The following is a 22,908-nucleotide window of genomic DNA, read 5'->3' as shown; positions in this document are numbered from 1 at the left end:
TAAGCCGGATCCGACGTATTATCCGGCTAAACTCACACCCCATATCCCATCATCTTCAGCAGTTTCTGCGCGTGTTGTACCGCGGCCTGACGGTGGGCGACACCGAGTTTTTGGTACAGATTGCGGATATGCGTTTTGATGGTGGTTGCCGCCACTTCTAGCTCGCCTGCAATTTGTTCATTGCTGTAACCGGAGTAAATCAGCCCCAGGACCTGCCATTCACGTTGCGTCAGCGGGCTGGTACGGATCAATTCTGGTACTTCCGGATGATTTAGCAGACGTTCAACGAAATTCTCATCGAAATGGGCGAATTTATGCCGATGATGTTGATTGATTTCTCGGAGAATACGCTGGGCGCGGTGCTGTTCCAGCTCAGGCAACGTATTGAGTTGAATCAGCTGGCGTAACTGTTGCGCCATCGCTTCGCCTTCGATGACAAAGTGACTGATAAATCCGGTGCGATTCGCCAGTTTTAATGCCTCCAGCAACACACGCTGGGCATCATTTTTGCGACCGGCCTGCCAGTATAGTTGATTAAGCAGCAACAGGTTACGGTTGAGATCGCTCATTAACCGCAGACTGCGGGCGTTTTCATTGAGTTCTTCAAGAACAATTTCTGCCGGTTCAAACTCGCCCAGCAATATTTGTGCACGGGCGATGTTGCGCCATTGACCTTGCAGGAAGTGGTTATTCGCAAACTCCGGTTTGGCTGTGTGACGCAACCAGTTGGCGGCGGCAGCTTTGTCGCCGGTCATTTGCCAGTAAATGACCCGGACTTTGTTGGCGTTAGAGATCCAGTCGCTGTGATATTTGCCATTTCCCAGCAGGTTTTCCAGACGATTCAGTTGGCTACGGGCGTTATCCAAATCACCTCGGGCCAGCGAGCATTGAATCAACATTGCCAGGCACTGGAGCTGTTGCTGTGGCTGATAAGACGACAAAACTTCAATCCCGCTGCGTGCCGATGCTTCGGCTTCGTCCAGCCGTGCCCAGGCCCATAACAGTTGAGCTCGGATACGTACCAGAAATTCATGCATTGGCAGCTGTTCCAGATGCTGCTCGTTGATCAGCTGGAACGCTTTTTCCTGCGTTTCCCACGCGGTTTGCAGGAAACCCTGAGCAAACAGAATTTCGCTTTGCTGGATTAAACTCCACAAAGCGTAGTGCCAGACATCGTGCTGGCGTGCCATCTGTTCGGTTTGCTGCATTAACGCCAGTGAACGGGTCAGTTCCCCTTTGCAGTGCAATACTTCACCCAACACCGAAGTTGCTACAATGCGGCTGTAGAACCAGCCGGGAGGCAGTTCTTCCAGTGCCAGTTTTGCCAGCCGTTCAGCTTCATCCGGGTTACCATCGTTAATTGCCACCTGGGCGCGCAGAGCATTAAATTCTGCGTGCATGGTGCCTTCTCTGATGTCTTTGATTTCATGTTCAGCACGAGCCAGCAGGGTGTTTACTTCGCCGTAGCGATGCTGGCTTTGCATCAGCCACGCTTGTAATAACACCAACTGCGGATTTTCCAGCAAACTCTCCCATGGCAGGGCTTTAAGTGACTCTTCAAGTAGCGAAAGTTCGCTGTGGTTGAACAAACTCCAGGCGTGATTAAGCAGAATATCGCGCAGCATCAGCGCATCGCCTGCCGCCAGCGCATGATGAATCGCTTCGCTGGGGAATCCCTGGGCCATCCAGCTTTCTGCGGCGGCACTGTGGATTTTCGGCAGCTCAGCCGCCAGTTCCCACTGGCAGCGCTGGCGCAGGAAGTTGCCAAACAGCGGGTGATAGCAGAACCACTCGCCGCTATCATCCATCCGCTGTAAAAACAGCCCCTGACGCTCAATCTCTTCGAGGCGCATTTGCCCGTTTTCTTCGCCGGTCACACGAGTGATGAGTGCATCGTTCATTGAGCGCAAAATGGCGCTTTTCAACAGAAAATGGCGCGTTGCGAGATCGACGTTGTCCAAAACCTCATCGACCAGATAATCCGAAAGATGACTGGCATTGATTCCCGCCAGGCGACGTGCCGACTTATGGGCTGAGTGGGTATTCTGCCGGGCGGAGAGGGCAATTAACTGTAGCGCTGTCGCCCAACCGGAAACGTCATCGCAAATCCGACTGCTTTCTGCGGCTTCAATCGGCGATGACAGGCGGCAATCAAAAAACTGTTTCGCTTCCTGGTGGGTAAACGCCAGTTGCTGACTGCCAATTTCCAGCAGTTGGTCGCGAACACGCAGATTGGCAATGCCCAGTTGCGGAAGATTGCGTGACAGCACCACCAGGGTGAGATTTTCTGGTTGATGGCGAATAAAGAAGCGCATTGACTCGTGGATCACCGGATTAGTGATCAGATGGTAGTCATCGATGACCAGATAAAGTGGGCTATGCCATTCCGCCAGCTCAATGAAAAGCTGGGCGAAGAGTGACGTCAGGCTGGCATATTGCCGTTTTTGCGCCATCGTCTCACAAATCGCACAGTGGCCGTTGGTTGCCTGTTGCACGGCGGCAATGAAATAGCTGGCGAAACGCTCTTGCTGGTTATCGCCCTCATCCAGCGAGTACCAGCCCAAATCGTTTTTGCCTGCCGCCCATTGAGAAATGAGTGTGGTTTTTCCGTAGCCCGCAGGACTCGTGATCAGCGCCAGCCGGAAGTTGTTCGCGCCGGAAAGTTTAGCCAGCAGGCGCTCACGAACCACGGTATGGTCGAGTCGAACCGGACGACTTAATTTTGACGGAATCAGCATAGTTAATCACTTCACTGTGGAAAATGAGGAAATATTATTTTTTTTGCGCTTCGTAATTAATGGTTATAAGGTCGGCCAGAAACCCTTCTAATGCAAGCGATGACGTTTTTTTATGTGTCTGAATTTGCACTGTGTCACAATTCCAAATGTTTATTAACAACTCACCTAATAACGACGCTGATGCAGCGTGAATACTGGGTTTTACGGTATTTTCCTCATGTTCATCAGTTTCATTTAAGCAAGGGAGTCTTCTCAATTCCTGATGAAAGAGCCATCTAAAAAGAGGATCTTAATAAACCTATTAAGAATGAGATGGAGCAAACTGGATGTTTTACTTATGAAACTGTTTCACTCCTTTACTTAATTTATAGAGTTACCTTCCGCCTTTTGAAAATACACAACGGCCATTTTTTGCACTTAGATACAGATTTTCTGCGCTGTATGGCATTGATTTGCTGCTAATCCTGTGGATTGCACTAGGTTTAAGTGGTCGAGATCACATTTCCTTGCTCATCCCCGCAACTCCTCCCTGCCTAATCCCCCGCAGGATGAGGAAGGTCAACATCGAGCCTGGCAAACTAGCGATAACGTTGTGTTGAAAATCTAAGAAAAGTGGAACTCCTATGTCACAACCTATTTTTAACGATAAGCAATTTCAGGAAGCGCTTTCACGTCAGTGGCAGCGTTATGGCTTAAATTCTGCGGCTGAAATGACCCCTCGCCAGTGGTGGCTGGCAGTGAGTGAAGCCCTGGCGGAAATGCTACGTGCCCAGCCATTCGCTAAACCGGTGGCCAATCAGCGACATGTTAACTACATCTCAATGGAGTTTTTGATTGGACGCCTGACGGGTAACAACCTGTTGAATCTTGGCTGGTATCAGGATGTACAGGATTCGTTGAAGGCTTATGACATCAACCTGACTGACCTGCTGGAAGAAGAGATCGACCCGGCGCTGGGTAACGGTGGTCTGGGACGTCTGGCTGCGTGCTTCCTCGACTCAATGGCAACTGTCGGTCAGTCTGCGACGGGTTATGGTCTTAACTATCAATATGGCTTGTTCCGCCAGTCTTTTGTCGATGGCAAACAGGTTGAAGCGCCGGATGACTGGCATCGCGGTAACTACCCGTGGTTCCGCCATAACGAAGCACTGGATGTGCAGGTAGGAATTGGCGGTAAAGTGACGAAAGACGGACGCTGGGAGCCGGAATTTACCATTACCGGTCAAGCGTGGGATCTTCCCGTTGTCGGTTATCGTAATGGCGTGGCGCAGCCGCTGCGTCTGTGGCAGGCGACGCATGCGCATCCGTTTGATCTGACAAAATTTAACGACGGTGATTTCCTGCGTGCCGAACAACAGGGCATCAACGCGGAAAAACTGACCAAAGTTCTCTATCCAAACGACAACCATACTGCCGGTAAAAAGCTGCGCCTGATGCAGCAATACTTCCAGTGTGCTTGTTCGGTAGCGGATATTCTGCGTCGCCATCATTTGGCGGGGCGTAAACTGCACGAGCTGGCAGATTACGAAGTTATTCAACTGAACGATACCCACCCGACTATTGCCATTCCAGAGCTGCTGCGCGTGCTGATTGATGAGCATCAGATGAGCTGGGATGACGCCTGGGCCATCACCAGCAAAACTTTTGCTTACACCAACCATACCCTGATGCCAGAAGCGCTGGAACGCTGGGATGTGAAGCTAGTGAAAGGCTTACTGCCGCGCCACATGCAGATTATTAACGAAATCAATACTCGCTTTAAAACGCTGGTGGAGAAAACCTGGCCGGGCGATGACAAAGTGTGGGCCAAACTGGCGGTGGTGCACGACAAACAGGTGCATATGGCGAACCTGTGTGTAGTTGGCGGTTTCGCGGTGAACGGTGTAGCGGCGCTGCATTCAGATCTGGTGGTGAAAGATCTGTTCCCGGAATATCACCAGCTGTGGCCGAACAAATTCCATAACGTCACCAATGGTATTACCCCTCGTCGCTGGATCAAACAATGCAACCCGGCACTGGCGGCTCTGTTGGATAAATCACTGAAAAAAGAGTGGGCTAACGATCTCGATCAGCTGATCAATCTGGAAAAATTCGCTGATGATGCGAAATTCCGCCAGCAATATCGCGAGATCAAGCAGGCGAATAAAGTCCGTCTGGCAGAGTTTGTGAAAGTTCGTACCGGTATTGAAATCAATCCTCAGGCGATTTTCGATATTCAGATCAAACGCTTGCATGAGTACAAACGTCAGCACCTGAATCTGCTGCATATTCTGGCGTTGTACAAAGAGATTCGTGAAAACCCGCAGGCTGACCGCGTACCGCGCGTCTTCCTCTTCGGCGCGAAAGCGGCACCGGGCTACTACCTGGCGAAGAATATTATCTTTGCGATCAACAAAGTGGCTGATGTGATCAACAACGATCCACAGGTTGGCGATAAGTTGAAGGTGGTGTTCCTGCCGGATTATTGCGTTTCGGCGGCGGAAAAACTGATCCCGGCGGCGGATATCTCCGAACAAATTTCGACTGCAGGTAAAGAAGCTTCCGGTACCGGCAATATGAAACTGGCGCTCAATGGTGCGCTTACTGTCGGTACGCTGGATGGTGCGAACGTTGAAATCGCCGAGAAAGTTGGTGAAGAAAATATCTTTATTTTTGGTCATACCGTGGAACAAGTGAAGGCAATTCTGGCCAAAGGCTACGACCCGGTGAAATGGCGGAAGAAAGATAAGGTGCTGGACGCAGTATTGAAAGAGCTGGAAAGTGGCAAATACAGCGACGGCGATAAGCATGCCTTCGACCAGATGCTGCACAGTATCGGCAAACAGGGCGGCGATCCGTATCTGGTAATGGCGGATTTCGCAGCCTATGTAGAGGCACAAAAGCAGGTGGATGTGCTGTACCGCGACCAGGAGGCCTGGACTCGCGCGGCGATCCTCAATACCGCCCGCTGCGGTATGTTTAGCTCGGATCGCTCTATTCGCGATTATCAGGCTCGTATCTGGCAGGCAAAACGCTAAGGAAGCTCGATGGAAAGCAAACGTCTGGATAATGCCGCGCTGGCGGCGGGGATCAGCCCCAATTACATCAATGCCCACGGTAAACCGCAGTCGATTAGCGCCGAAACCAAACGGCGTTTGCTTGACGCGATGCATCAACGTACCGCCACGAAAGTGGCGGTAACGCCAGTCCCGAATGTCATGGTCTATACCAGCGGCAAAAAAATGCCGATGGCGGTGGAGGGCAGCGGCGAATATAGCTGGCTGCTGACCACCGAAGAAGGAACGCAGTACAAAGGCCATGTAACGGGGGGCAAAGCGTTCAATTTACCGACGAAGTTGCCGGAAGGTTATCACACGTTGACACTCACCCAGGACGACCAGCGCGCGCATTGTCGGGTGATTGTCGCCCCGAAACGCTGTTACGAACCGCAGGCGTTGCTGAATAAACAAAAGCTGTGGGGCGCCTGCGTCCAGCTTTATACGCTGCGATCGGAAAAAAACTGGGGTATTGGGGATTTTGGCGATCTCAAAGTGATGCTGGTGGATGTGGCAAAACGTGGCGGGGCTTTCATCGGTCTGAACCCGATTCATGCGCTCTATCCGGCAAATCCGGAAAGTGCCAGCCCGTATAGCCCGTCTTCTCGTCGCTGGCTAAATGTGGTTTATATCGACGTTAACGCCGTCGAAGATTTCCATCTTAGCGAAGAGGCTCAGACCTGGTGGCAGTTACCGACCACGCAACAGACGCTGCAACAGGCACGGGATGCCGACTGGGTCGATTACTCCACCGTCACTGCGCTGAAAATGACAGCATTGCGGATGGCGTGGAAAGGTTTTGCGCAACGTGATGATGAGCAGATGGCCGCGTTTCGCCAGTTTGTTGCAGAGCAGGGCGACAGCCTGTTCTGGCAGGCGGCGTTTGACGCGTTACATGCCCAGCAAGTGAAAGAAGACGAAATGCGCTGGGGCTGGCCTGCATGGCCAGAGATGTATCAGAACGTGGATTCACCAGAAGTGCGTCAGTTCTGCGAAGAACATCGTGATGACGTCGATTTTTATCTCTGGTTGCAGTGGCTGGCTTACAGCCAGTTTGCCGCCTGCTGGGAGATAAGCCAGGGCCATGAAATGCCGATTGGCTTGTACCGTGATCTGGCGGTTGGCGTAGCAGAGGGTGGAGCAGAAACCTGGTGCGACCGGGAGTTGTATTGCCTGAAAGCGTCGGTGGGCGCGCCGCCGGATATCCTCGGCCCGTTGGGGCAGAACTGGGGATTGCCGCCGATGGATCCGCATATCATCACCGCGCGTGCCTATGAACCGTTTATCGAGCTGTTGCGTGCCAATATGCAAAACTGCGGCGCGTTGCGAATTGACCATGTGATGTCGATGCTGCGTTTGTGGTGGATACCGTATGGCGAGACGGCAGATCAGGGCGCGTATGTTCACTATCCGGTAGATGATCTGCTCTCGATTCTGGCACTCGAAAGTAAGCGCCATCGCTGCATGGTGATTGGTGAAGACCTCGGCACTGTACCGGTAGAGATTGTCGGTAAACTGCGCAGCAGCGGTGTGTACTCCTACAAAGTGCTCTATTTCGAAAGCGACCACGAGAAGACATTCCGCGCGCCGAAAGCGTATCCGGAGCAGTCGATGGCGGTTGCGGCGACACACGACCTGCCTACACTGCGTGGCTACTGGGAGAGCGGGGATTTAACACTGGGCAAAACGCTGGGGCTGTACCCGGATGAAGTGGTATTGCGCGGTCTGTATCAGGATCGCGAACTGGCGAAGCAAGGGTTACTGGATGCACTGCATAAACATGGTTGCCTGCCAAAACGTGCGGGGCATAAGGCATCGTTAATGTCGATGACGCCGATGCTTAATCGTGGTTTGCAACGTTATATCGCTGATAGTAACAGTGCTCTGTTAGGGCTTCAGCCAGAAGACTGGCTGGATATGGCCGAACCGGTAAATATTCCCGGAACCAGTTACCAGTATAAAAACTGGCGACGTAAGCTTTCTGCAACGCTTGAGTCGATGTTTGCCGATGATGGCGTGAACAAGTTGCTGAAGGATTTGGACAGACGGCGCAGAGCGGCTGCGAAGAAGCAGTAGAGAGCGGTTGATGCCGGATGCGATGCATCCGGCAGTCAGTATTATCAAATCACCATATTCAGCAGCAGACAGCCTACCAGACCGCACACCGAGATAATGGTTTCCAGCATCGACCAGGACTTGATGGTCTCGCCGATAGTCAGGTTAAAGTACTCTTTGAACAGCCAGAAGCCCGGATCGTTCACGTGAGAGAAAATCACACTACCGGAACCAACCGCAATAACCATCAGTTCCGGGCTAACACCCGTCGTTGCAATTAGTGGTGCCGCGATACCCCCCGCAGTGATTGCCGCAACGGTTGCGGAACCCAGCGCGATACGCAGTACGGCGGCAATCGACCAGGCCATCAGCAGCGGAGAAATGTTGGTTTCGTGCATCATGGAAGCAATGTATTTGTCCACGCCGCTGTCTACCAGCACCTGCTTGAACGCACCGCCACCACCGATGATCAACAGCATCATCGCGATGATTTTGATGGAAGAAACCAGCGTGTCGTTAATCTGATCCATTGAACGACCACGGTTCAGACCAAAGGTGAACATCGCAATCAACACGGCAATCAGCGTTGCCATTACCGGGTCACCGAGGAACTCCGCCACTGGCAGGAAAGCGTGACCTTTCGGCAGGATCATTTCGGCAATTGCACGCATCGCCATCAGCACAACCGGCACCAGAGAAGTCCAGACGCTGACGCCAAAGCTTGGCATCTCTTCTTCGCTGAAGGTTTTCGCGCTGTACAGACCTTCCGGGATTGGCTTATCGATACCTTTCAGCACGCGAGCGTAAACCGGACCCGCGAGAATAACGGTCGGGATTGCCAGAATAGTCCCGTACAGCAGGGTTTTACCCATATCGGCATTGAAAATGGTGGCAATCGCAGTTGGGCCCGGATGTGGCGGCAGGAAGCCGTGGGTCACAGACAGCGCAGCCGCCATTGGTACACCAACATACAGCAGCGGAATATTCGCGGAAGCCGCGATGGTAAACACCAGCGGCAGCATTAGCACGAAGCCCACTTCATAGAACAGGGCAAAACCGACAGTAAAACCGGTTAACACTACCGCCCATTGGATGTGTTTTTTACCAAATTTGGCAATCAGCGTGGTGGCGATACGTTGTGCACCACCGCAGTCTGCCAGCATTTTGCCCAGCATCGCGCCAAAACCCATGATCAGGGCAAGGCTACCGAGCGTCCCGCCGACACCAGCTTTGATGGAGCCAATAACTTTATCCAGCGGCATTCCCTGCATTAATCCAACAGCAAGCGCCACGAGGACGAGAGCGATGAATCCGTTCATTTTGAAGCGGATCATCAGGAGCAACAACAAGATTACACCGATAGCAACAATGACTAATGGCATGATTTACCTGGCCTTTCATTTGTTATGGGTAACGTCAATTTTCTGACGACAAACTCTAATTATCCCAATCGGGAACAGAGATATTGCGGCACCACGACTGATACCCACTAAAACTAATTATTGTAGTCAGATGTCAGGAGTATGTTTGGTACCCGCGTGAATGATACGGGTAACATCTGGCGTTTGAGAATCACCAGAGCGGGGTAAATTTAAATTATGAGAGGTTGGTCATATTATCGCGGGGAAACGTAGGGACTGGATTTGCCGAGGCAATGTAGCGCCAACGCCTGGCAGACGGCCCGATAAGACGCTTTAGCGTCGCATCGGGCAATCTATAAAAGAGAGGATAACTTAGTAGTAAGAGTGTTCGCCGCGCTGGTGTTCGGTGAGATCGCGTACACCTTTCAGCTCCGGGAATTCGTTCAGCAGCTGCTTTTCGATCCCTTCTTTCAGCGTCACATCGACCATTGAACAACCGTTACAACCGCCGCCAAATTGCAGAATGGCGTAACCGTCTTCGGTGATTTCCATCAGCGAAACGCGACCACCGTGACCGGCAAGCTGTGGGTTGATCTGCGACTGCAGCATATACTCCACGCGCTCCATCAGCGGCGCATCGTCAGCTACTTTGCGCATTTTGGCGTTTGGGGCTTTCAGCGTCAGCTGAGAACCCAACTGGTCGGTAACAAAGTCGATCTCTGCATCTTCCAGGTAAGGCGCGCTTAACTCATCAACATACGCGGTCAGCAGGTCAAATTTCAGGGCAGTGTCGGTGGCTTCCACAGCGTCCGGCGGACAATAAGAAACGCCACATTCAGCGTTAGGCGTGCCAGGGTTAATCACAAATACGCGGATTTGTGTCCCTTCTTCCTGATTTGCCAGCAGTTTGGCAAAGTGCGCTTGTGCAGCATCGGAAATACGGATCATAGTAATGGCCTAATAGTTGACTATTTTAGTTGGTTATAATACGCCCATCATCGAGGCTCTACAAGGTTCGACAAAGGCACCAGACCTGGACAGTCGCCGCACCATTGCGTAAAAGCAACTGCGCAATCTCTGCGACGGTACTTCCGGTGGTAACGACATCATCCACTATCACCATATGGCGACCTTGCACCGGCAATTCAAGGCGAAAGGCATTTTTCAGGTTGCGTTTGCGCAGCCGGGCGCTAAGAAAATGCTGGGTCGCAGTGGCCCGTGTACGTGTGACGGCTTCGCTATCCCATTGGCAGTGCAACCAGCGTGATAACGGCTGACACAGCAAATCGCTCTGATTAAATCCCCGACGCCAGTGACGCCGCTGCCATAACGGCACGCTGATGATGCGGTCCGGCAATTGCAAACCGGTGGCGCGACGAGCGTGTAAGACTTCCAATAGTAACAGACGTGACAGGGCGCTGGCGATTTCGCAACGCCGGGAAAACTTAAGCTGGTGGATGAGCGGACTTAACGGCGGTGCATAGTCGGCAACCGTGACCAGTCTTTGCCACGGCGGTGGTTTTTGCAGGCAGCGACCACAGGGAAGATGGGAGTGTGTTGCGGGTAATCCACATTGTGGGCATAACGTTTTATCTGTACGGGTGGCGCGAGAGCATACCGAACAAATCCCCCAATGACCTAACGCCAGGGGCATTCGGCATAGCCAGCATAATCCCGGTACTGTTAGCATATGTTCATCCTTGTAAGTAAAAAGAGAACAATAGCGGATGAATAACATCTGGTGGCAGACCAAAGGTCAGGGGAATGTTCATCTTGTGCTGCTGCACGGATGGGGACTGAATGCCGAAGTGTGGCGTTGCATTGATGAGGAACTTAGCTCGCATTTTACGCTGCATCTCGTTGATCTGCCCGGCTTCGGGCGCAGCCAGGGATTTGGTGCGATGTCACTTGCTGATATGGCTGAAGTCGTGCTGCGACAAGCGCCGGACAAAGCTATCTGGTTAGGCTGGAGTTTGGGCGGACTGGTGGCAAGCCAGATTGCGTTAACCCATCCCGAGCGGGTTCAGGCGCTGGTCACCGTGGCGTCGTCGCCATGTTTTAGTGCTCGTGACGATTGGCCGGGGATCAAACCGGACGTGCTGGCAGGTTTCCAGCAGCAACTCAGTGACGATTTTCAGCGCACGGTAGAACGGTTCCTTGCGTTACAAACCATGGGTACAGAAACGGCACGCCAGGATGCGCGAGCGCTGAAGAAAACCGTTCTGGCGCTGCCGATGCCGAAGGTTGACGTGCTCAATGGTGGGCTGGAAATACTGAAAACGGTCGATCTCCGCCAGCCGCTGCAAAACGTGTCCATGCCGTTTTTGCGATTGTATGGCTATCTCGATGGTCTGGTGCCGCGCAAAGTGGTGCCGATGCTGGATAAACTCTGGCCACACAGCGAGTCGTACATCTTCGCCAAAGCGGCCCATGCGCCGTTTATTTCGCATCCGGACGAGTTTTGTCACCTGCTGGTGGCGTTGAAGCAGAGGGTGTAGACAGCTGTTGAAATGGCGAGACAGAACTTTACTGGCTCGCCGCAGCCAACTCTTCTTCTGACAGCCCGGTAAAGCGCATGATGTCTGCAAGAGGGACTCCGGATTACAGCATTCTTTTGGCGATATCCAGGGCTTCCAGGCGTCGACCCAATAAATAACCAATCAGGTAACTAATAAGATATTCTCTTTCTGCATCCGTCATTAAAACCATCCTTAACGTTATTGATGATTTATTTCAGCAAGGTCTTCAACCGTCAGGCTGGTAAATCGCAGAACGTCCTCAAGAGAGACTCCGGCATCCAACATGGTTTTGGCAATATTTAGGGCGTTGGTACGTATACCTTTCTGAAACCCCTCTTGCCGCAATCTTTCCGCAATAGTCATTAAACTCTCCTTGTGTTTCGGTGAACGTTCGGCCACACCATCGATAAAATCATTAAAACGTACTGCATCGCCAGTTTGCAGTATGTAATTAAACAGCCCTTTGATTTGTCTGTCATTAGCGTATCCACTACTTAATAAGCAGGCCATTTGCTCTACCAGCCCCATCAGGTCGCGTTGACGTATATGTTTTTGGATTAACTCCAGCAGCGCCATACGTCGGTGCTGCATGATTTCATCATCAGGCATGACAGTGACATCAATCAGCGGGAATGCAGAGGCATAAAGCTGTCTGGCCAGTTTGGGATCGGCGAAACAATCCAGCCAACACAGTGAATAGGGATATGGGCTTTCAATGCCGTGGTAAAACAACAATGGCACCACCATCGGCAACGTTTTGTATCCGGCATCCAGGTGATTTTGCATTGCGGCAATGGCGTAACGCATCATGCGAAATGCGATCAGTTTGTTTGAGGTGCTTTGATGTTCAATCAGACAATAGATATATCCCGGTCCTTGTTCCGTTTTCACCGACCACAGCACGTCGGAATAGCTTTCACGCAGATCGTCATCAATAAAGCTGCTCGACTCCAGCTTGAGGGTTTTCATATCACAGAGCGCGTGAATAGGTGCCGGTAAATGGAACGCAAGAAAATCGCGCGCCGTCTCCGGTTGGCGTAAAAAGAGTTTGAACAGCGCATCGTGTGGGGTGGAACTCTGCTTTTTGCTCATGGCGTTCCTTCACCTGTTGTTTGAATGCCGCGACTCTACGCGCCACTCCACACCTGTGCATTAGCGAGTTTTCATCCCTGCGAGACGCTTTCAGAGGAACTTACGTTGTACTGCAAGAGTTGCATTATTATGGAAAGCCGCACGCAAAAAAGCCCGGTTGCAAACGCATACCGGGCTTTCAAAACAGGCAGTAAAACAAGGTTAACGTAACGCCCACCACTCACGCAGACAGGCTTTGCCTTCCGGGCAGCTTTTACAACTGCCAGAGAGGCAGCCGTCAGGTTCTTCCTGAATCCGCACGGCTTTGCCCATACTTTCCAGCTGTTGCAGCATGGCGTTAATCATGGGTTGCGGAGTGTTCAATGTCTGGCTTATCTGGGCCGCTTCCATACGGCCCCGTAATGCCAGCAAATCACGCACCTGAATGAGCGAAGCCATTGCTGTATCCTTAGTGGCAATCGCCAGTGGTGCTGGCTGCACAGCAACTGCTTACCGATTTGCGTGTTGCCAGCAGTTCGATATCGACCCGGCTACGCGCGCGACGCAGCAAACCGATAACCACGATGTTAAACAGGATAACCGCCAGAATGCATACCAGGCTGTAGGTTGGATGCTGGCTGTAGCTGGCGACCTGGTAGAACAATGTTGCCAACGAGTAAGCGATATTCAGCCCCCACAGGATGGAGAAGCCCATCCAGCCACGGCTGGATTCACGCGCGATAGCACCCATCACCGAGATACACGGTACATACAGCAGAACGAAAATCAGGTAGCTGTAAGCAGCTGCTGCGCTTCCAAATTTCTGATCCATCACGCCCATCGCTCCGGTACCCATTTCACCGTCGCCTTTGCTCGCTTCAATGGGGTTCATCAGTACGCTAAGACTGAAGGTGTCTTTCAGGCTCTGCCAGGTTTCATCTACCGCGCTGAATAGCTCTTCACCGAGGTTAAATTCCGCCGGATTGAACTCTTCGTCCTGAATATTTTCTGCGGTGTAGAGGGTGTTGAGCGTACCCACCACCACTTCTTTCGCCATTGCGCCTGTAAACAGGCCAACAGTTGCCTGCCAGTTATCTTCATGTACGCCAATCGGCTTGAAGACCGGGGTGATCACCCGGCTGACGGAAGCCAGCGCCGAGTCGTTGATGTTATCGACGATTTTCCCGCTCAGAGAGAAGCTGTTGAAAGCGCTCAGGAAAATGCTGACGATGATAATCACTTTACCCGCACGCAGAACGAAGCCTTTCAGACGCTGCCAGGTCTGGATAATCAGGCTTTTAACGTGTGGTACATGGTAGACCGGTAGCTCCATGACAAACGGCGTCGCTTCACCGCGCATGATGGTGTACTTGAGCATCAGGCCAGTCAGCACCGCCATCACAATACCGAGCATATACAGCGAGAAGACCGCCAGCGCACCGTTCTGCCCGAAGAAGGCAGCCGCGAATACGGCGAAGATAGCCAGACGCGCGCCGCAGGACATAAACGGTGCCATCATGATGGTCATCAGACGTTCACGCGGTGCATCAAGCGTACGTGCGCCCATTACCGACGGTACGTTACAACCGAAACCAACGATCAGCGGTACAAAGGATTTCCCGGGCAAGCCCAGCGCCTGCATCAGACGGTCCATCACAAACGCCGCACGCGCCATATAGCCGGAGTCCTCGAGGAAGGAGAGGAACAGGTACATCATGCCGATCTGTGGCACCAGTGGCAGAACGGTGTTAATACCGCCACCCAAGCCCTGGGCGAGGAAGATAGTCAGCCAGTCCGGGAAGTGGAGCGTGTAGCCAATCCACTGAATACCATGCACAAATAGCGCCACGGAGCCGACGTCAAACAACGGCTGTAACGCCCCGCCGATGTTGATAGCTAGCAGGAACATCAGGTACATCACAAAGAGGAAAATCGGCAGACCGAGGAAACGGTTGAGCACGATTTTATCTACCGCAGTGGTGAAACGGCTGGGTTCTGCCGTCAGGGTGTTGCTTACCACATCACAGATGGCAGCAATACACTGGTAACGCGCATCGGCAATGTGCAGCGCCGGATCGTCCATCTCATTACGCAGACGGGCGAGGGCGGCATCAAGATGCTGCGACGCTTCACCGGCGTAGGCGCGGCTGTAGATATCGCCTTCCAGCATTTGCAGGCCCAGCCAGCGACGTTGTTTCAGCGGGATGTCGGAAGGCATCACTTTTGCCAGTGAATCTGCTTCGTTGAGCAGCGGCTGTGCGTAATGCACCAGTTCCACATTCTCGTTAGCTTTATAGCGATCAATCGCCAGCTTGAGCGCTTCAATACCGCGACCACGAGTTGAAACCAGTGGGATCACCGGGCAGCCAAGACGCGCCGACAGAGCATCAATTTCAATGCGAATATTTTGCTTCTCGGCAATGTCTAGCATGTTCAGCGCCACGATGCAGGGAATGCCGAGTTCCAGCAGTTGTAGCGTCAGGTACAGGTTACGCTCAAGGTTAGACGCATCCACCACGTTAATCAGCAGGTCAGCGTCGCCACTCAAAATGTAGTGACAGGCGATTTGCTCATCGAGCGAGGTCTGCGATGAGATGGTGGTCAGAGAATAGGTGCCGGGGAGGTCCACCAGCGTGACCTGATGATCGGTGGTGGAGAATTGCCCTTCTTTACGTTCGACGGTAACGCCAGCCCAGTTACCTACACGCTGACGTGCGCCAGTGAGCTGGTTAAATAAGGTTGTCTTGCCAGAATTTGGATTACCAATTAAGCCAATGGTTAATTTTTTCATTGTTGTTATCACCGTATTAACAGGAAACCGCTTCCACTTCTAATAAGGCCAGATCTTTTTTGCGTAATACCAGGCTCACACGACGGGTTTCGATATGAATGGGGTCGCCAAGTGGAGCGACGCGCACCACATTAAAAGAGGAGCCAGGTAACATGCCAAGAGAAAGCAGTTTTTGGCGATATGCCGGGCTGATTTCACGGGAAAAGCCAGTGATTTTCCACGCAGTATCTGGAGTGTATTGCATAGGTGCCTACTTGTTTCTCATTAACTGGATAACTACCTCATGGGGCGTTTGACAGCGACATGAGACCAGATGATTTGCCAACGAGGGAGAGATTAAATAATCAACAGTACAATGATAATGAGAATGGTTTCTATCAGCAATACTTAAAATGTGTGCGAATGTTGGTTTAGATAATAATCTGCGTGAATGTTGATGTGGCTCAAGGTTATATCGCAGCGAAAATATAATTCGAATGGCGAATTATCAGGGCGGGTTAATGTTTAATTAAGGTTTCAGTTGTTAATGAAGTGATAAATATTGACGAAATATAGTGTGAGTTTCGTTGTGGAATAAAAATGCCGGAGATATTCTCCGGCATTTTTATGTCAGGCATGGCGTTTATTGCCAGATGCGGCGTGAACGCCTGATCTGGCCTACGATCTTGTGCAAATTCGAACCGTAGGCCAATCAGGAGGTTTAACGTTTTTTGCCCATTGCCGCCGCCAGCGCATCCATCATCGCGCTGTTACCGGCAGGCTGCGCTTCACGACCGCGTGGTTTGGCTGCCGGGCGGTTGTTTTGCGGGCGTTCATTACCGCCCCCGCGACGGGCGTTGGTTTCGCCAGGCTGCTCGTCCAGACGCATAGTCAGGGCGATACGTTTACGCTGAAGATCCACTTCCAGCACTTTCACCTTCACAATGTCGCCCGCTTTCACCACGGTATGCGGATCTTCCACAAACTTGTTCGACAATGAAGAGATGTGAACCAGGCCGTCCTGATGTACGCCAATATCGACAAACGCGCCAAAGTTGGTGACGTTGGTCACCGCACCTTCGAGGATCATACCCGGTTGCAGGTCGTTCATTGTCTCGACGCCATCGGCAAACTGGGCGGTTTTAAATTCCGGACGCGGATCGCGACCCGGTTTTTCCAGCTCTTTGATGATGTCGGTTACCGTCGGCACACCGAATTTCTCATCAGTAAAGTCAGACGCTTTCAGGTTACGCAGTTCGCTGCTGTTACCCATCAGATCTTTCAGTGCCTGCTGTGTTGCTGCCAGAATGCGTTCCACCACCGGATAGGCTTCCGGGTGAACAGTAGAGGCGTCCAGCGGGTTGTCACCGTGGTTAATGCGCAAGAAGCCTGCGCACTGCTCGAAGGCTTTTGGCCCCAGGCGGCTGACTTTTAACAGTTGCTGGCGGTTCTGGAACTGGCCGTTCTCATCGCGCCAGGCCACAATGTTTTGCGCCATCATGCGCGTCAGGCCCGCCACGCGGGTTAACAGCGGAACGGAAGCGGTGTTGAGATCGACGCCAACGGCGTTTACGCAGTCTTCTACTACTGCATCCAGTTTGCGGGCCAGCTGCGTCTGGCTGACGTCATGCTGATACTGACCTACGCCGATAGATTTCGGATCGATTTTCACCAACTCCGCCAGCGGATCCTGCAAACGACGGGCGATAGACACCGCGCCACGCAGCGAAACATCGAGATCCGGGAACTCCTGCGCCGCCAGTTCGGAAGCCGAGTAAACCGACGCGCCTGCTTCGCTGACGATCACTTTCTGTGCAGTCACTTTCGGAAACTGCTTCTGAACGTCGAGATAGAAACGCTCGGTTTCGCGGGAAGCTGTACCGTTGCCGATCGCCACCAGTTCAACGTTATGCTTTTCACACAGGGCAGCAATGGTCATCGCTGCTTTTGCGGCTTGTCCGGTATGTGGATAAATGGTATCGGTCGCCACCAGTTTGCCAGTTGCATCGACCACCGCCACTTTTACCCCGGTACGCAGACCCGGATCGAGGCCCATCGTTGCACGCAGTCCGGCAGGGGCCGCCATCAGAAGATCGTGTAGGTTACGGGCAAAGACGTTGATTGCTTCATCTTCCGCGCGTTCACGCACTGTGCCCATCAGTTCGGTTTCCAGATGCATCAGCACCTTGATGCGCCACGTCCAGCTCACCACGCCTTTGCGCCAGCTATCCGCCGGGGCATTGTTCAGGCGCAGACCGAGGTGATCCATGATGATTTGCTCGCAATAGCTCTCTTTTGGCGGTTCGTCGAACTGCGGATCGGCATTTAGCGAAAGCTGGAGTACGCCTTCGTTACGCCCACGGAACATCGCCAGCGCGCGGTGAGAAGGCACCGTTGACAGCGGTTCGTGATGATCGAAATAGTCGCGGAATTTCGCCCCTTCCTCTTCTTTACCGTTCACCACCGTAGAAACCAAATGCGCGTTCTTCCACAGATAATCACGCACTTTCGCCAGCAGCGCGGCATCTTCGGCAAACCGTTCCATCAGGATATAGCGCGCGCCGTCCAGCGCGGCTTTGGTATCTGCTACGCCTTTATCGGCATCAACATATTGTGCAGCGGCGACTTCTGGCGTGTGCGACGGATCGTTCCACAGCAGGTCGGCCAGTGGCTCAAGCCCTGCTTCAATGGCGATTTGCCCGCGGGTGCGGCGTTTAGGTTTGTAGGGCAGGTAGAGGTCTTCGAGTTCGGTTTTGCTTAAGGTGGCGTTAATAGCATTCGCCAGCTCGTCGGTCAGTTTGCCTTGCTCGGAAATGGACTTGAGGATTGCCTGACGTCTCTCTTCCAGCTCGCGCAAATAGCTCAGACGCGTTTCCAGATTACGCAGCTGCGTGTCATCCAGACCGCCGGTGATTTCCTTACGATAACGTGCGATAAACGGCACGGTATTCCCTTCGTCAAGCAGGCGAACGGCAGCGTCAACCTGTTCCGGGCGCGCCTGAATTTCACCCGCAATAATGCGGCAGAACGAATCATTCATCATGGTTTGAGTTCATCTTTTCGGATCAAAAATCAGGGGATAGTTATACGGACTGGCTGGCAAAAATGCCAGCCATCGGCAGGAGGTTAAGACTCTTCCTTACGGTTTCACGTACTCGATAGCATTAACATACCAGCTCGCTTCCCCGGCAGGGGTATTCACCACCGCCAGATCGCCCACCTCTTTTTTCAGCAATGCGCGGGCCATTGGGGAATCGATAGAGATGTAATCTTTACGGCCAAAAATTTCATCGTAGCCGACAATACGGAAACGGTGAGTCACGCCATCGTCGTTTTCAATCTCCACCCACGCGCCAAAAAAGACTTTGCCTTCCTGCTGCGGGGAGTAATCGACGATTTTGAGATTTTCCATGCATTTAGTGAGATAGCGCACGCGACGGTCGATTTCACGCAGGCGCTTTTTATTATACTGATAGTCAGCATTTTCGCTGCGGTCGCCCAGACTTGCGGCCCAGGTCACTTTCTTTGTGACCTCCGGGCGTTCTTCACGCCAGAGATAATTTAGCTCTTGTTTGAGTTTTTCATACCCTTCCCGGGTAACCAGGGGCGTTTTCATCTCGTTGATTCCCTTTGTCTGTTTGATAATGCGCACATTGGGTATAACGTGATCATATCAACAGAATCAATAATGTTTCGCCGAATAAATTGTATACTTAAGCTGCTGTTTAATATGCTTTGTAACAATTTAGGCTGAAATTCATACCAGATTTAGCTGGTGACGAACGTAAGCTTTTTTAAGAATACACGCTTACAAATTGTTGCGAACCTTTGGGAGTACAAAGAATGCAAGAGAACTACAAGATTCTGGTGGTCGATGACGACATGCGCCTGCGTGCGCTGCTGGAACGTTATCTCACCGAACAAGGCTTCCAGGTTCGAAGCGTCGCTAATGCAGAACAGATGGATCGCCTGCTGACTCGTGAATCTTTCCATCTTATGGTACTGGATTTGATGTTACCTGGTGAAGATGGCTTGTCGATTTGCCGACGTCTTCGTAGCCAGAGCAACCCGATGCCGATCATTATGGTGACGGCGAAAGGGGAAGAAGTGGACCGTATCGTTGGTCTGGAGATTGGCGCTGACGACTACATTCCAAAACCGTTTAACCCGCGTGAACTGCTGGCCCGCATTCGTGCGGTGCTGCGTCGTCAGGCCAACGAACTGCCGGGCGCGCCGTCACAGGAAGAGGCGGTAATTGCTTTCGGTAAGTTCAAACTTAACCTCGGGACGCGTGAAATGTTCCGCGAAGATGAGCCGATGCCGCTCACCAGCGGTGAGTTTGCGGTACTGAAGGCGCTGGTTAGCCATCCGCGTGAGCCGCTATCCCGCGATAAGCTGATGAACCTTGCCCGTGGTCGTGAATACTCCGCAATGGAACGTTCCATCGACGTGCAGATCTCGCGTCTGCGCCGCATGGTGGAAGAAGATCCAGCGCATCCGCGTTATATTCAGACCGTTTGGGGTCTGGGCTACGTTTTCGTGCCGGACGGTTCTAAAGCATGAGGCGATTGCGCTTCTCGCCACGAAGTTCATTTGCCCGCACGTTATTGCTCATCGTCACCTTGCTGTTCGTCAGCCTGGTGACGACTTATCTGGTGGTGCTGAACTTCGCGATTTTGCCGAGCCTCCAGCAGTTTAATAAAGTCCTGGCATACGAAGTGCGTATGTTGATGACCGACAAACTGCAACTGGAGGACGGCACGCAGTTGGTTGTGCCTCCCGCTTTCCGTCGGGAGATCTACCGTGAGCTGGGGATCTCTCTCTACTCCAACGAAGCTGCCGAAGAGGCAGGCCTGCGTTGGGCACAACACTATGAATTCTTAAGCCATCAGATGGCGCAACAACTGGGCGGCCCGACGGAAGTACGCGTTGAGGTCAACAAAAGCTCGCCTGTCGTCTGGCTGAAAACCTGGCTGTCGCCCAATATCTGGGTACGCGTGCCGCTGACCGAAATTCATCAGGGCGATTTCTCCCCGCTGTTCCGCTATACGTTGGCGATTATGCTATTGGCGATAGGTGGGGCGTGGTTATTTATTCGTATCCAGAACCGACCGTTGGTCGATCTCGAACACGCTGCCTTGCAGGTGGGTAAGGGGATTATTCCGCCGCCGCTGCGTGAGTATGGCGCTTCGGAGGTGCGTTCCGTTACCCGCGCCTTTAACCATATGGCGGCTGGTGTTAAGCAACTGGCGGATGATCGCACGCTGCTGATGGCGGGGGTAAGTCATGATCTGCGTACGCCGCTGACGCGCATTCGCCTGGCGACCGAGATGATGAGCGAGCAGGATGGCTACCTGGCAGAATCGATCAATAAAGATATCGAAGAGTGCAATGCCATCATTGAACAGTTTATCGACTACCTGCGCACCGGGCAGGAGATGCCGATGGAAATGGCGGATCTCAACGCAGTGCTCGGTGAGGTGATTGCTGCCGAAAGTGGCTACGAGCGGGAAATTGAAACCGCGCTTTACCCTGGTAGCATTGAAGTGAAAATGCACCCGCTGTCGATCAAACGTGCAGTGGCGAATATGGTGGTGAACGCTGCTCGTTACGGCAACGGCTGGATTAAAGTCAGCAGCGGCACGGAGCCGAATCGCGCCTGGTTCCAGGTGGAAGATGACGGTCCGGGAATTGCGCCGGAACAGCGTAAGCACCTGTTCCAGCCGTTTGTCCGCGGCGACAGTGCGCGCACCATTAGCGGCACTGGGCTAGGCCTGGCGATTGTGCAGCGTATCGTGGATAACCATAACGGCATGCTGGAGCTTGGCACCAGCGAACGGGGCGGGCTTTCCATTCGCGCCTGGCTGCCTGTGCCGGTAACGCGGGCGCAGGGCACGACAAAAGAAGGGTAAATAAAACAGGAGGCGAAGGTGCCTCCCGTTTTATTTTGTGCACTCAGTATCTACTGAATGAATACGGTTTCAGACATCGGCACCATACGAAGTAAAGTGTACTGTAAGCTGATTGCAGGCTAGCGTATCCTGATTAGTAAAAGCACACTAAAGGAATAGCTTGATGCAACTTACCAACGAAGAACAAGTACAGATTGCTCGTATAAAAGAAAAAATCCCACGCATTGCCGCACTGGATCCTGAATGTAAGTTATTCGGTTCTGAAGGTTGGAAATATCAATGGCCGAAGCCTGCCAGCGAGGCGGAAATAGCTTCCTGGGAGAAAAAACATAGCGTCACTTTGCCACGGGAATATCGAATTTTTCTTCGCTATATCGCTAATGGCGGTCCGGCACATGCCTACGGTCTTGAATCTTTAGGCGGTACAGATATTTATGGCGATATAACAAAAGAAAGCCCTGTACCGCTTTATATGACGCAGCAGGATGTTGATGTGTTGAATGCTGGCCGTACAGAAGATGATGAAGAATATAGTTTTTTTGACGGCGCATTGACCATTCTCACCCTGGGATGTACTTATGATATTTGCCTGGTGGTGACGGGGCAGTATCGCGGAAGGTTAATGCTGACTGATGGTGATGAAGATTATCCGTTTGATTTTATATATGATAAAAATTTCCTCAACTGGTATGAACGCTGGCTGGACGATTTTATTGCTGGCATGAGTATGAAGGGTTTCGATAGAAGTTTGCCAGGAACGCAAATTCAACTGCGTGAGTGGTTTTTAACTGAGAAAATCCCGGATTTACGTAGATCCATTTTATTCTCGCTATGCCGTTTTCCACAGATAGAACCCGAAACATTTGCCCTTTGGGAACATGTTTGCCACACAGAGAATGATAAAGAATTGTGTGAAGAGGCATTCATAAGATTACGCCAAAAAAAAGTTTCTTGTGCTGCAGATATTTTTCGACTCTATTTTACAATGCCAGATGAATTACGTGATATTGCTATTAAAGATCTCCGTTTTGCCTGTAGAGATAGTGTGGTGAATATTGAGGATTATATTCATTCACTGTTAATAATAATGCCTGAACTTGACGATGACACTCTATCCTCAGCTGTCTTTGCTATACGAGAAACAGAGTATAATAAATATGATACTTTTCTGCCGCTTCTCGAACGTATCACTGATGACCGTCAGCAAACATTATTGTGGGCGATGAGTAAGGCGCCTGATTTCAATGAAAGCCGAGGATTCATTGAGTTGGTATTACCGCTTTTTGCATCATCAAAGATGGAGAATGTAAGGAAGGCTATTTTGTTGCTCATTGAAGTTAAAGATAATCGTATTCCACCATTGGTTGATGAAGCTGCAACTCGTTTCCCTGAACTGACCATTTTACGAGAAAACTACTATCTCAGGACGTGGGGACATAAGCCATAA

The 22,908-nt window shown here is 51.9% G+C and carries 16 protein-coding genes and 1 pseudogene; 6 read left to right on the top strand and 11 right to left on the bottom strand.

The window, feature by feature from the left end:
* Positions 1-32: 32 nt before the first annotated feature.
* Positions 33-2,738 carry an HTH-type transcriptional regulator MalT gene (gene malT / locus QUE34_RS20645; RefSeq protein ID WP_000907017.1) on the bottom strand — a complete coding sequence of 902 codons (2,706 nt, stop codon included), beginning with the start codon at positions 2,736-2,738 and terminating at the stop codon, positions 33-35.
* A gap of 623 nt (positions 2,739-3,361) precedes the next feature.
* Here malT and malP point away from each other — a divergent pair.
* Entirely contained in the window at positions 3,362-5,755 is a 2,394-nt protein-coding gene (malP, locus tag QUE34_RS20640) for a maltodextrin phosphorylase (RefSeq protein ID WP_032303928.1), read from the top strand.
* A gap of 9 nt (positions 5,756-5,764) precedes the next feature.
* A complete protein-coding gene (malQ, locus tag QUE34_RS20635; protein WP_032303927.1) occupies positions 5,765-7,849 on the top strand; it encodes a 4-alpha-glucanotransferase in 2,085 nt (694 codons plus the stop codon).
* Between the two features lie 44 nt (positions 7,850-7,893).
* On the opposite strand, the gene gntT is transcribed toward malQ, so the two are convergent.
* The 3 genes from gntT to gntX all read right to left on the bottom strand — a co-directional run bounded on the left by gntT (position 7,894) and on the right by gntX (position 10,879).
* Entirely contained in the window at positions 7,894-9,210 is a 1,317-nt protein-coding gene (gene gntT / locus QUE34_RS20630; RefSeq protein WP_001131758.1) for a gluconate transporter, read from the bottom strand.
* A 351-nt stretch (positions 9,211-9,561) separates the two neighbouring features.
* Entirely contained in the window at positions 9,562-10,137 is a 576-nt protein-coding gene (gene nfuA / locus QUE34_RS20625) for a Fe-S biogenesis protein NfuA (RefSeq protein WP_000619389.1), read from the bottom strand.
* A 58-nt stretch (positions 10,138-10,195) separates the two neighbouring features.
* A complete protein-coding gene (gene gntX, locus QUE34_RS20620) occupies positions 10,196-10,879 on the bottom strand; it encodes a DNA utilization protein GntX (RefSeq protein WP_001355000.1) in 684 nt (227 codons plus the stop codon).
* A 37-nt stretch (positions 10,880-10,916) separates the two neighbouring features.
* Here gntX and bioH point away from each other — a divergent pair, with 37 nt between their 5' ends.
* On the top strand, positions 10,917-11,687 hold the full coding sequence (bioH, locus tag QUE34_RS20615) for a pimeloyl-ACP methyl ester esterase BioH (protein ID WP_032185313.1): 771 nt from the start codon (positions 10,917-10,919) through the stop codon (positions 11,685-11,687).
* A 28-nt stretch (positions 11,688-11,715) separates the two neighbouring features.
* On the opposite strand, the pseudogene QUE34_RS28660 reads toward bioH, so the two are convergent.
* The 7 genes and pseudogenes from QUE34_RS28660 to greB form a co-directional block, all read right to left on the bottom strand.
* Positions 11,716-11,784: pseudogene (locus QUE34_RS28660) on the bottom strand (Rpn/YhgA-type helix-turn-helix domain-containing protein); the annotation flags it as partial.
* A gap of 122 nt (positions 11,785-11,906) precedes the next feature.
* Positions 11,907-12,800, bottom strand: coding sequence for a recombination-promoting nuclease RpnA (rpnA, locus tag QUE34_RS20605; RefSeq protein WP_032303926.1), 894 nt, complete (start codon positions 12,798-12,800; stop codon positions 11,907-11,909).
* 201 nt (positions 12,801-13,001) lie between these two features.
* Positions 13,002-13,238 carry a [Fe-S]-dependent transcriptional repressor FeoC gene (gene feoC, locus QUE34_RS20600; protein ID WP_000157586.1) on the bottom strand — a complete coding sequence of 79 codons (237 nt, stop codon included), beginning with the start codon at positions 13,236-13,238 and terminating at the stop codon, positions 13,002-13,004.
* 10 nt (positions 13,239-13,248) lie between these two features.
* A complete protein-coding gene (gene feoB / locus QUE34_RS20595; RefSeq protein WP_000737014.1) occupies positions 13,249-15,570 on the bottom strand; it encodes a Fe(2+) transporter permease subunit FeoB in 2,322 nt (773 codons plus the stop codon).
* A gap of 16 nt (positions 15,571-15,586) precedes the next feature.
* Positions 15,587-15,814, bottom strand: a complete 228-nt coding sequence (gene feoA, locus QUE34_RS20590) for a ferrous iron transporter A (RefSeq protein WP_001200455.1) — start codon at positions 15,812-15,814, stop codon at positions 15,587-15,589.
* Positions 15,815-16,270: 456 nt separating this feature from the next.
* Positions 16,271-18,592 carry a Tex family protein gene (locus tag QUE34_RS20585; protein ID WP_032303925.1) on the bottom strand — a complete coding sequence of 774 codons (2,322 nt, stop codon included), beginning with the start codon at positions 18,590-18,592 and terminating at the stop codon, positions 16,271-16,273.
* A gap of 96 nt (positions 18,593-18,688) precedes the next feature.
* Positions 18,689-19,165 carry a transcription elongation factor GreB gene (greB, locus tag QUE34_RS20580; protein ID WP_000856744.1) on the bottom strand — a complete coding sequence of 159 codons (477 nt, stop codon included), beginning with the start codon at positions 19,163-19,165 and terminating at the stop codon, positions 18,689-18,691.
* Between the two features lie 227 nt (positions 19,166-19,392).
* Here greB and ompR point away from each other — a divergent pair, with 227 nt between their 5' ends.
* From ompR to QUE34_RS20565, 3 genes are all read left to right on the top strand, one after another.
* Entirely contained in the window at positions 19,393-20,112 is a 720-nt protein-coding gene (gene ompR, locus QUE34_RS20575; protein ID WP_001157751.1) for an osmolarity response regulator transcription factor OmpR, read from the top strand.
* Positions 20,109-21,461 (top strand): two-component system sensor histidine kinase EnvZ, encoded by a 1,353-nt coding sequence (envZ, locus tag QUE34_RS20570; RefSeq protein ID WP_001253709.1) that lies wholly within the window; start codon positions 20,109-20,111, stop codon positions 21,459-21,461. Before ompR ends, envZ begins: the two co-directional genes overlap by 4 nt.
* A 163-nt stretch (positions 21,462-21,624) precedes the next feature.
* Positions 21,625-22,908 (top strand): SMI1/KNR4 family protein, encoded by a 1,284-nt coding sequence (locus QUE34_RS20565; protein ID WP_032303924.1) that lies wholly within the window; start codon positions 21,625-21,627, stop codon positions 22,906-22,908.

The sequence above is a fragment of the Escherichia sp. KS167_9B genome, assembly GCF_030295215.1.
Classification (GTDB): domain Bacteria; phylum Pseudomonadota; class Gammaproteobacteria; order Enterobacterales; family Enterobacteriaceae; genus Escherichia; species Escherichia coli_F.
This window is presented reverse-complemented; position numbering and strand designations above follow the sequence as displayed.

Excerpts from the sequence above, each read along its gene's own strand:
- malQ (WP_032303927.1), top strand. The coding sequence starts at position 5,765 with ATGGAAAGCAAACGTCTGGATAATGCCGCGCTGGCGGCGGGGATCAGC.
- QUE34_RS20565 (WP_032303924.1), top strand. The coding sequence starts at position 21,625 with ATGCAACTTACCAACGAAGAACAAGTACAGATTGCTCGTATAAAAGAA.
- malP (WP_032303928.1), top strand. The coding sequence starts at position 3,362 with ATGTCACAACCTATTTTTAACGATAAGCAATTTCAGGAAGCGCTTTCA.
- rpnA (WP_032303926.1), bottom strand. The coding sequence starts at position 12,800 with ATGAGCAAAAAGCAGAGTTCCACCCCACACGATGCGCTGTTCAAACTC.
- envZ (WP_001253709.1), top strand. The coding sequence starts at position 20,109 with ATGAGGCGATTGCGCTTCTCGCCACGAAGTTCATTTGCCCGCACGTTA.
- feoB (WP_000737014.1), bottom strand. The coding sequence starts at position 15,570 with ATGAAAAAATTAACCATTGGCTTAATTGGTAATCCAAATTCTGGCAAG.
- gntT (WP_001131758.1), bottom strand. The coding sequence starts at position 9,210 with ATGCCATTAGTCATTGTTGCTATCGGTGTAATCTTGTTGTTGCTCCTG.
- feoA (WP_001200455.1), bottom strand. The coding sequence starts at position 15,814 with ATGCAATACACTCCAGATACTGCGTGGAAAATCACTGGCTTTTCCCGT.
- greB (WP_000856744.1), bottom strand. The coding sequence starts at position 19,165 with ATGAAAACGCCCCTGGTTACCCGGGAAGGGTATGAAAAACTCAAACAA.
- nfuA (WP_000619389.1), bottom strand. The coding sequence starts at position 10,137 with ATGATCCGTATTTCCGATGCTGCACAAGCGCACTTTGCCAAACTGCTG.
- ompR (WP_001157751.1), top strand. The coding sequence starts at position 19,393 with ATGCAAGAGAACTACAAGATTCTGGTGGTCGATGACGACATGCGCCTG.
- feoC (WP_000157586.1), bottom strand. The coding sequence starts at position 13,238 with ATGGCTTCGCTCATTCAGGTGCGTGATTTGCTGGCATTACGGGGCCGT.
- gntX (WP_001355000.1), bottom strand. The coding sequence starts at position 10,879 with ATGCTAACAGTACCGGGATTATGCTGGCTATGCCGAATGCCCCTGGCG.
- malT (WP_000907017.1), bottom strand. The coding sequence starts at position 2,738 with ATGCTGATTCCGTCAAAATTAAGTCGTCCGGTTCGACTCGACCATACC.
- QUE34_RS20585 (WP_032303925.1), bottom strand. The coding sequence starts at position 18,592 with ATGATGAATGATTCGTTCTGCCGCATTATTGCGGGTGAAATTCAGGCG.
- bioH (WP_032185313.1), top strand. The coding sequence starts at position 10,917 with ATGAATAACATCTGGTGGCAGACCAAAGGTCAGGGGAATGTTCATCTT.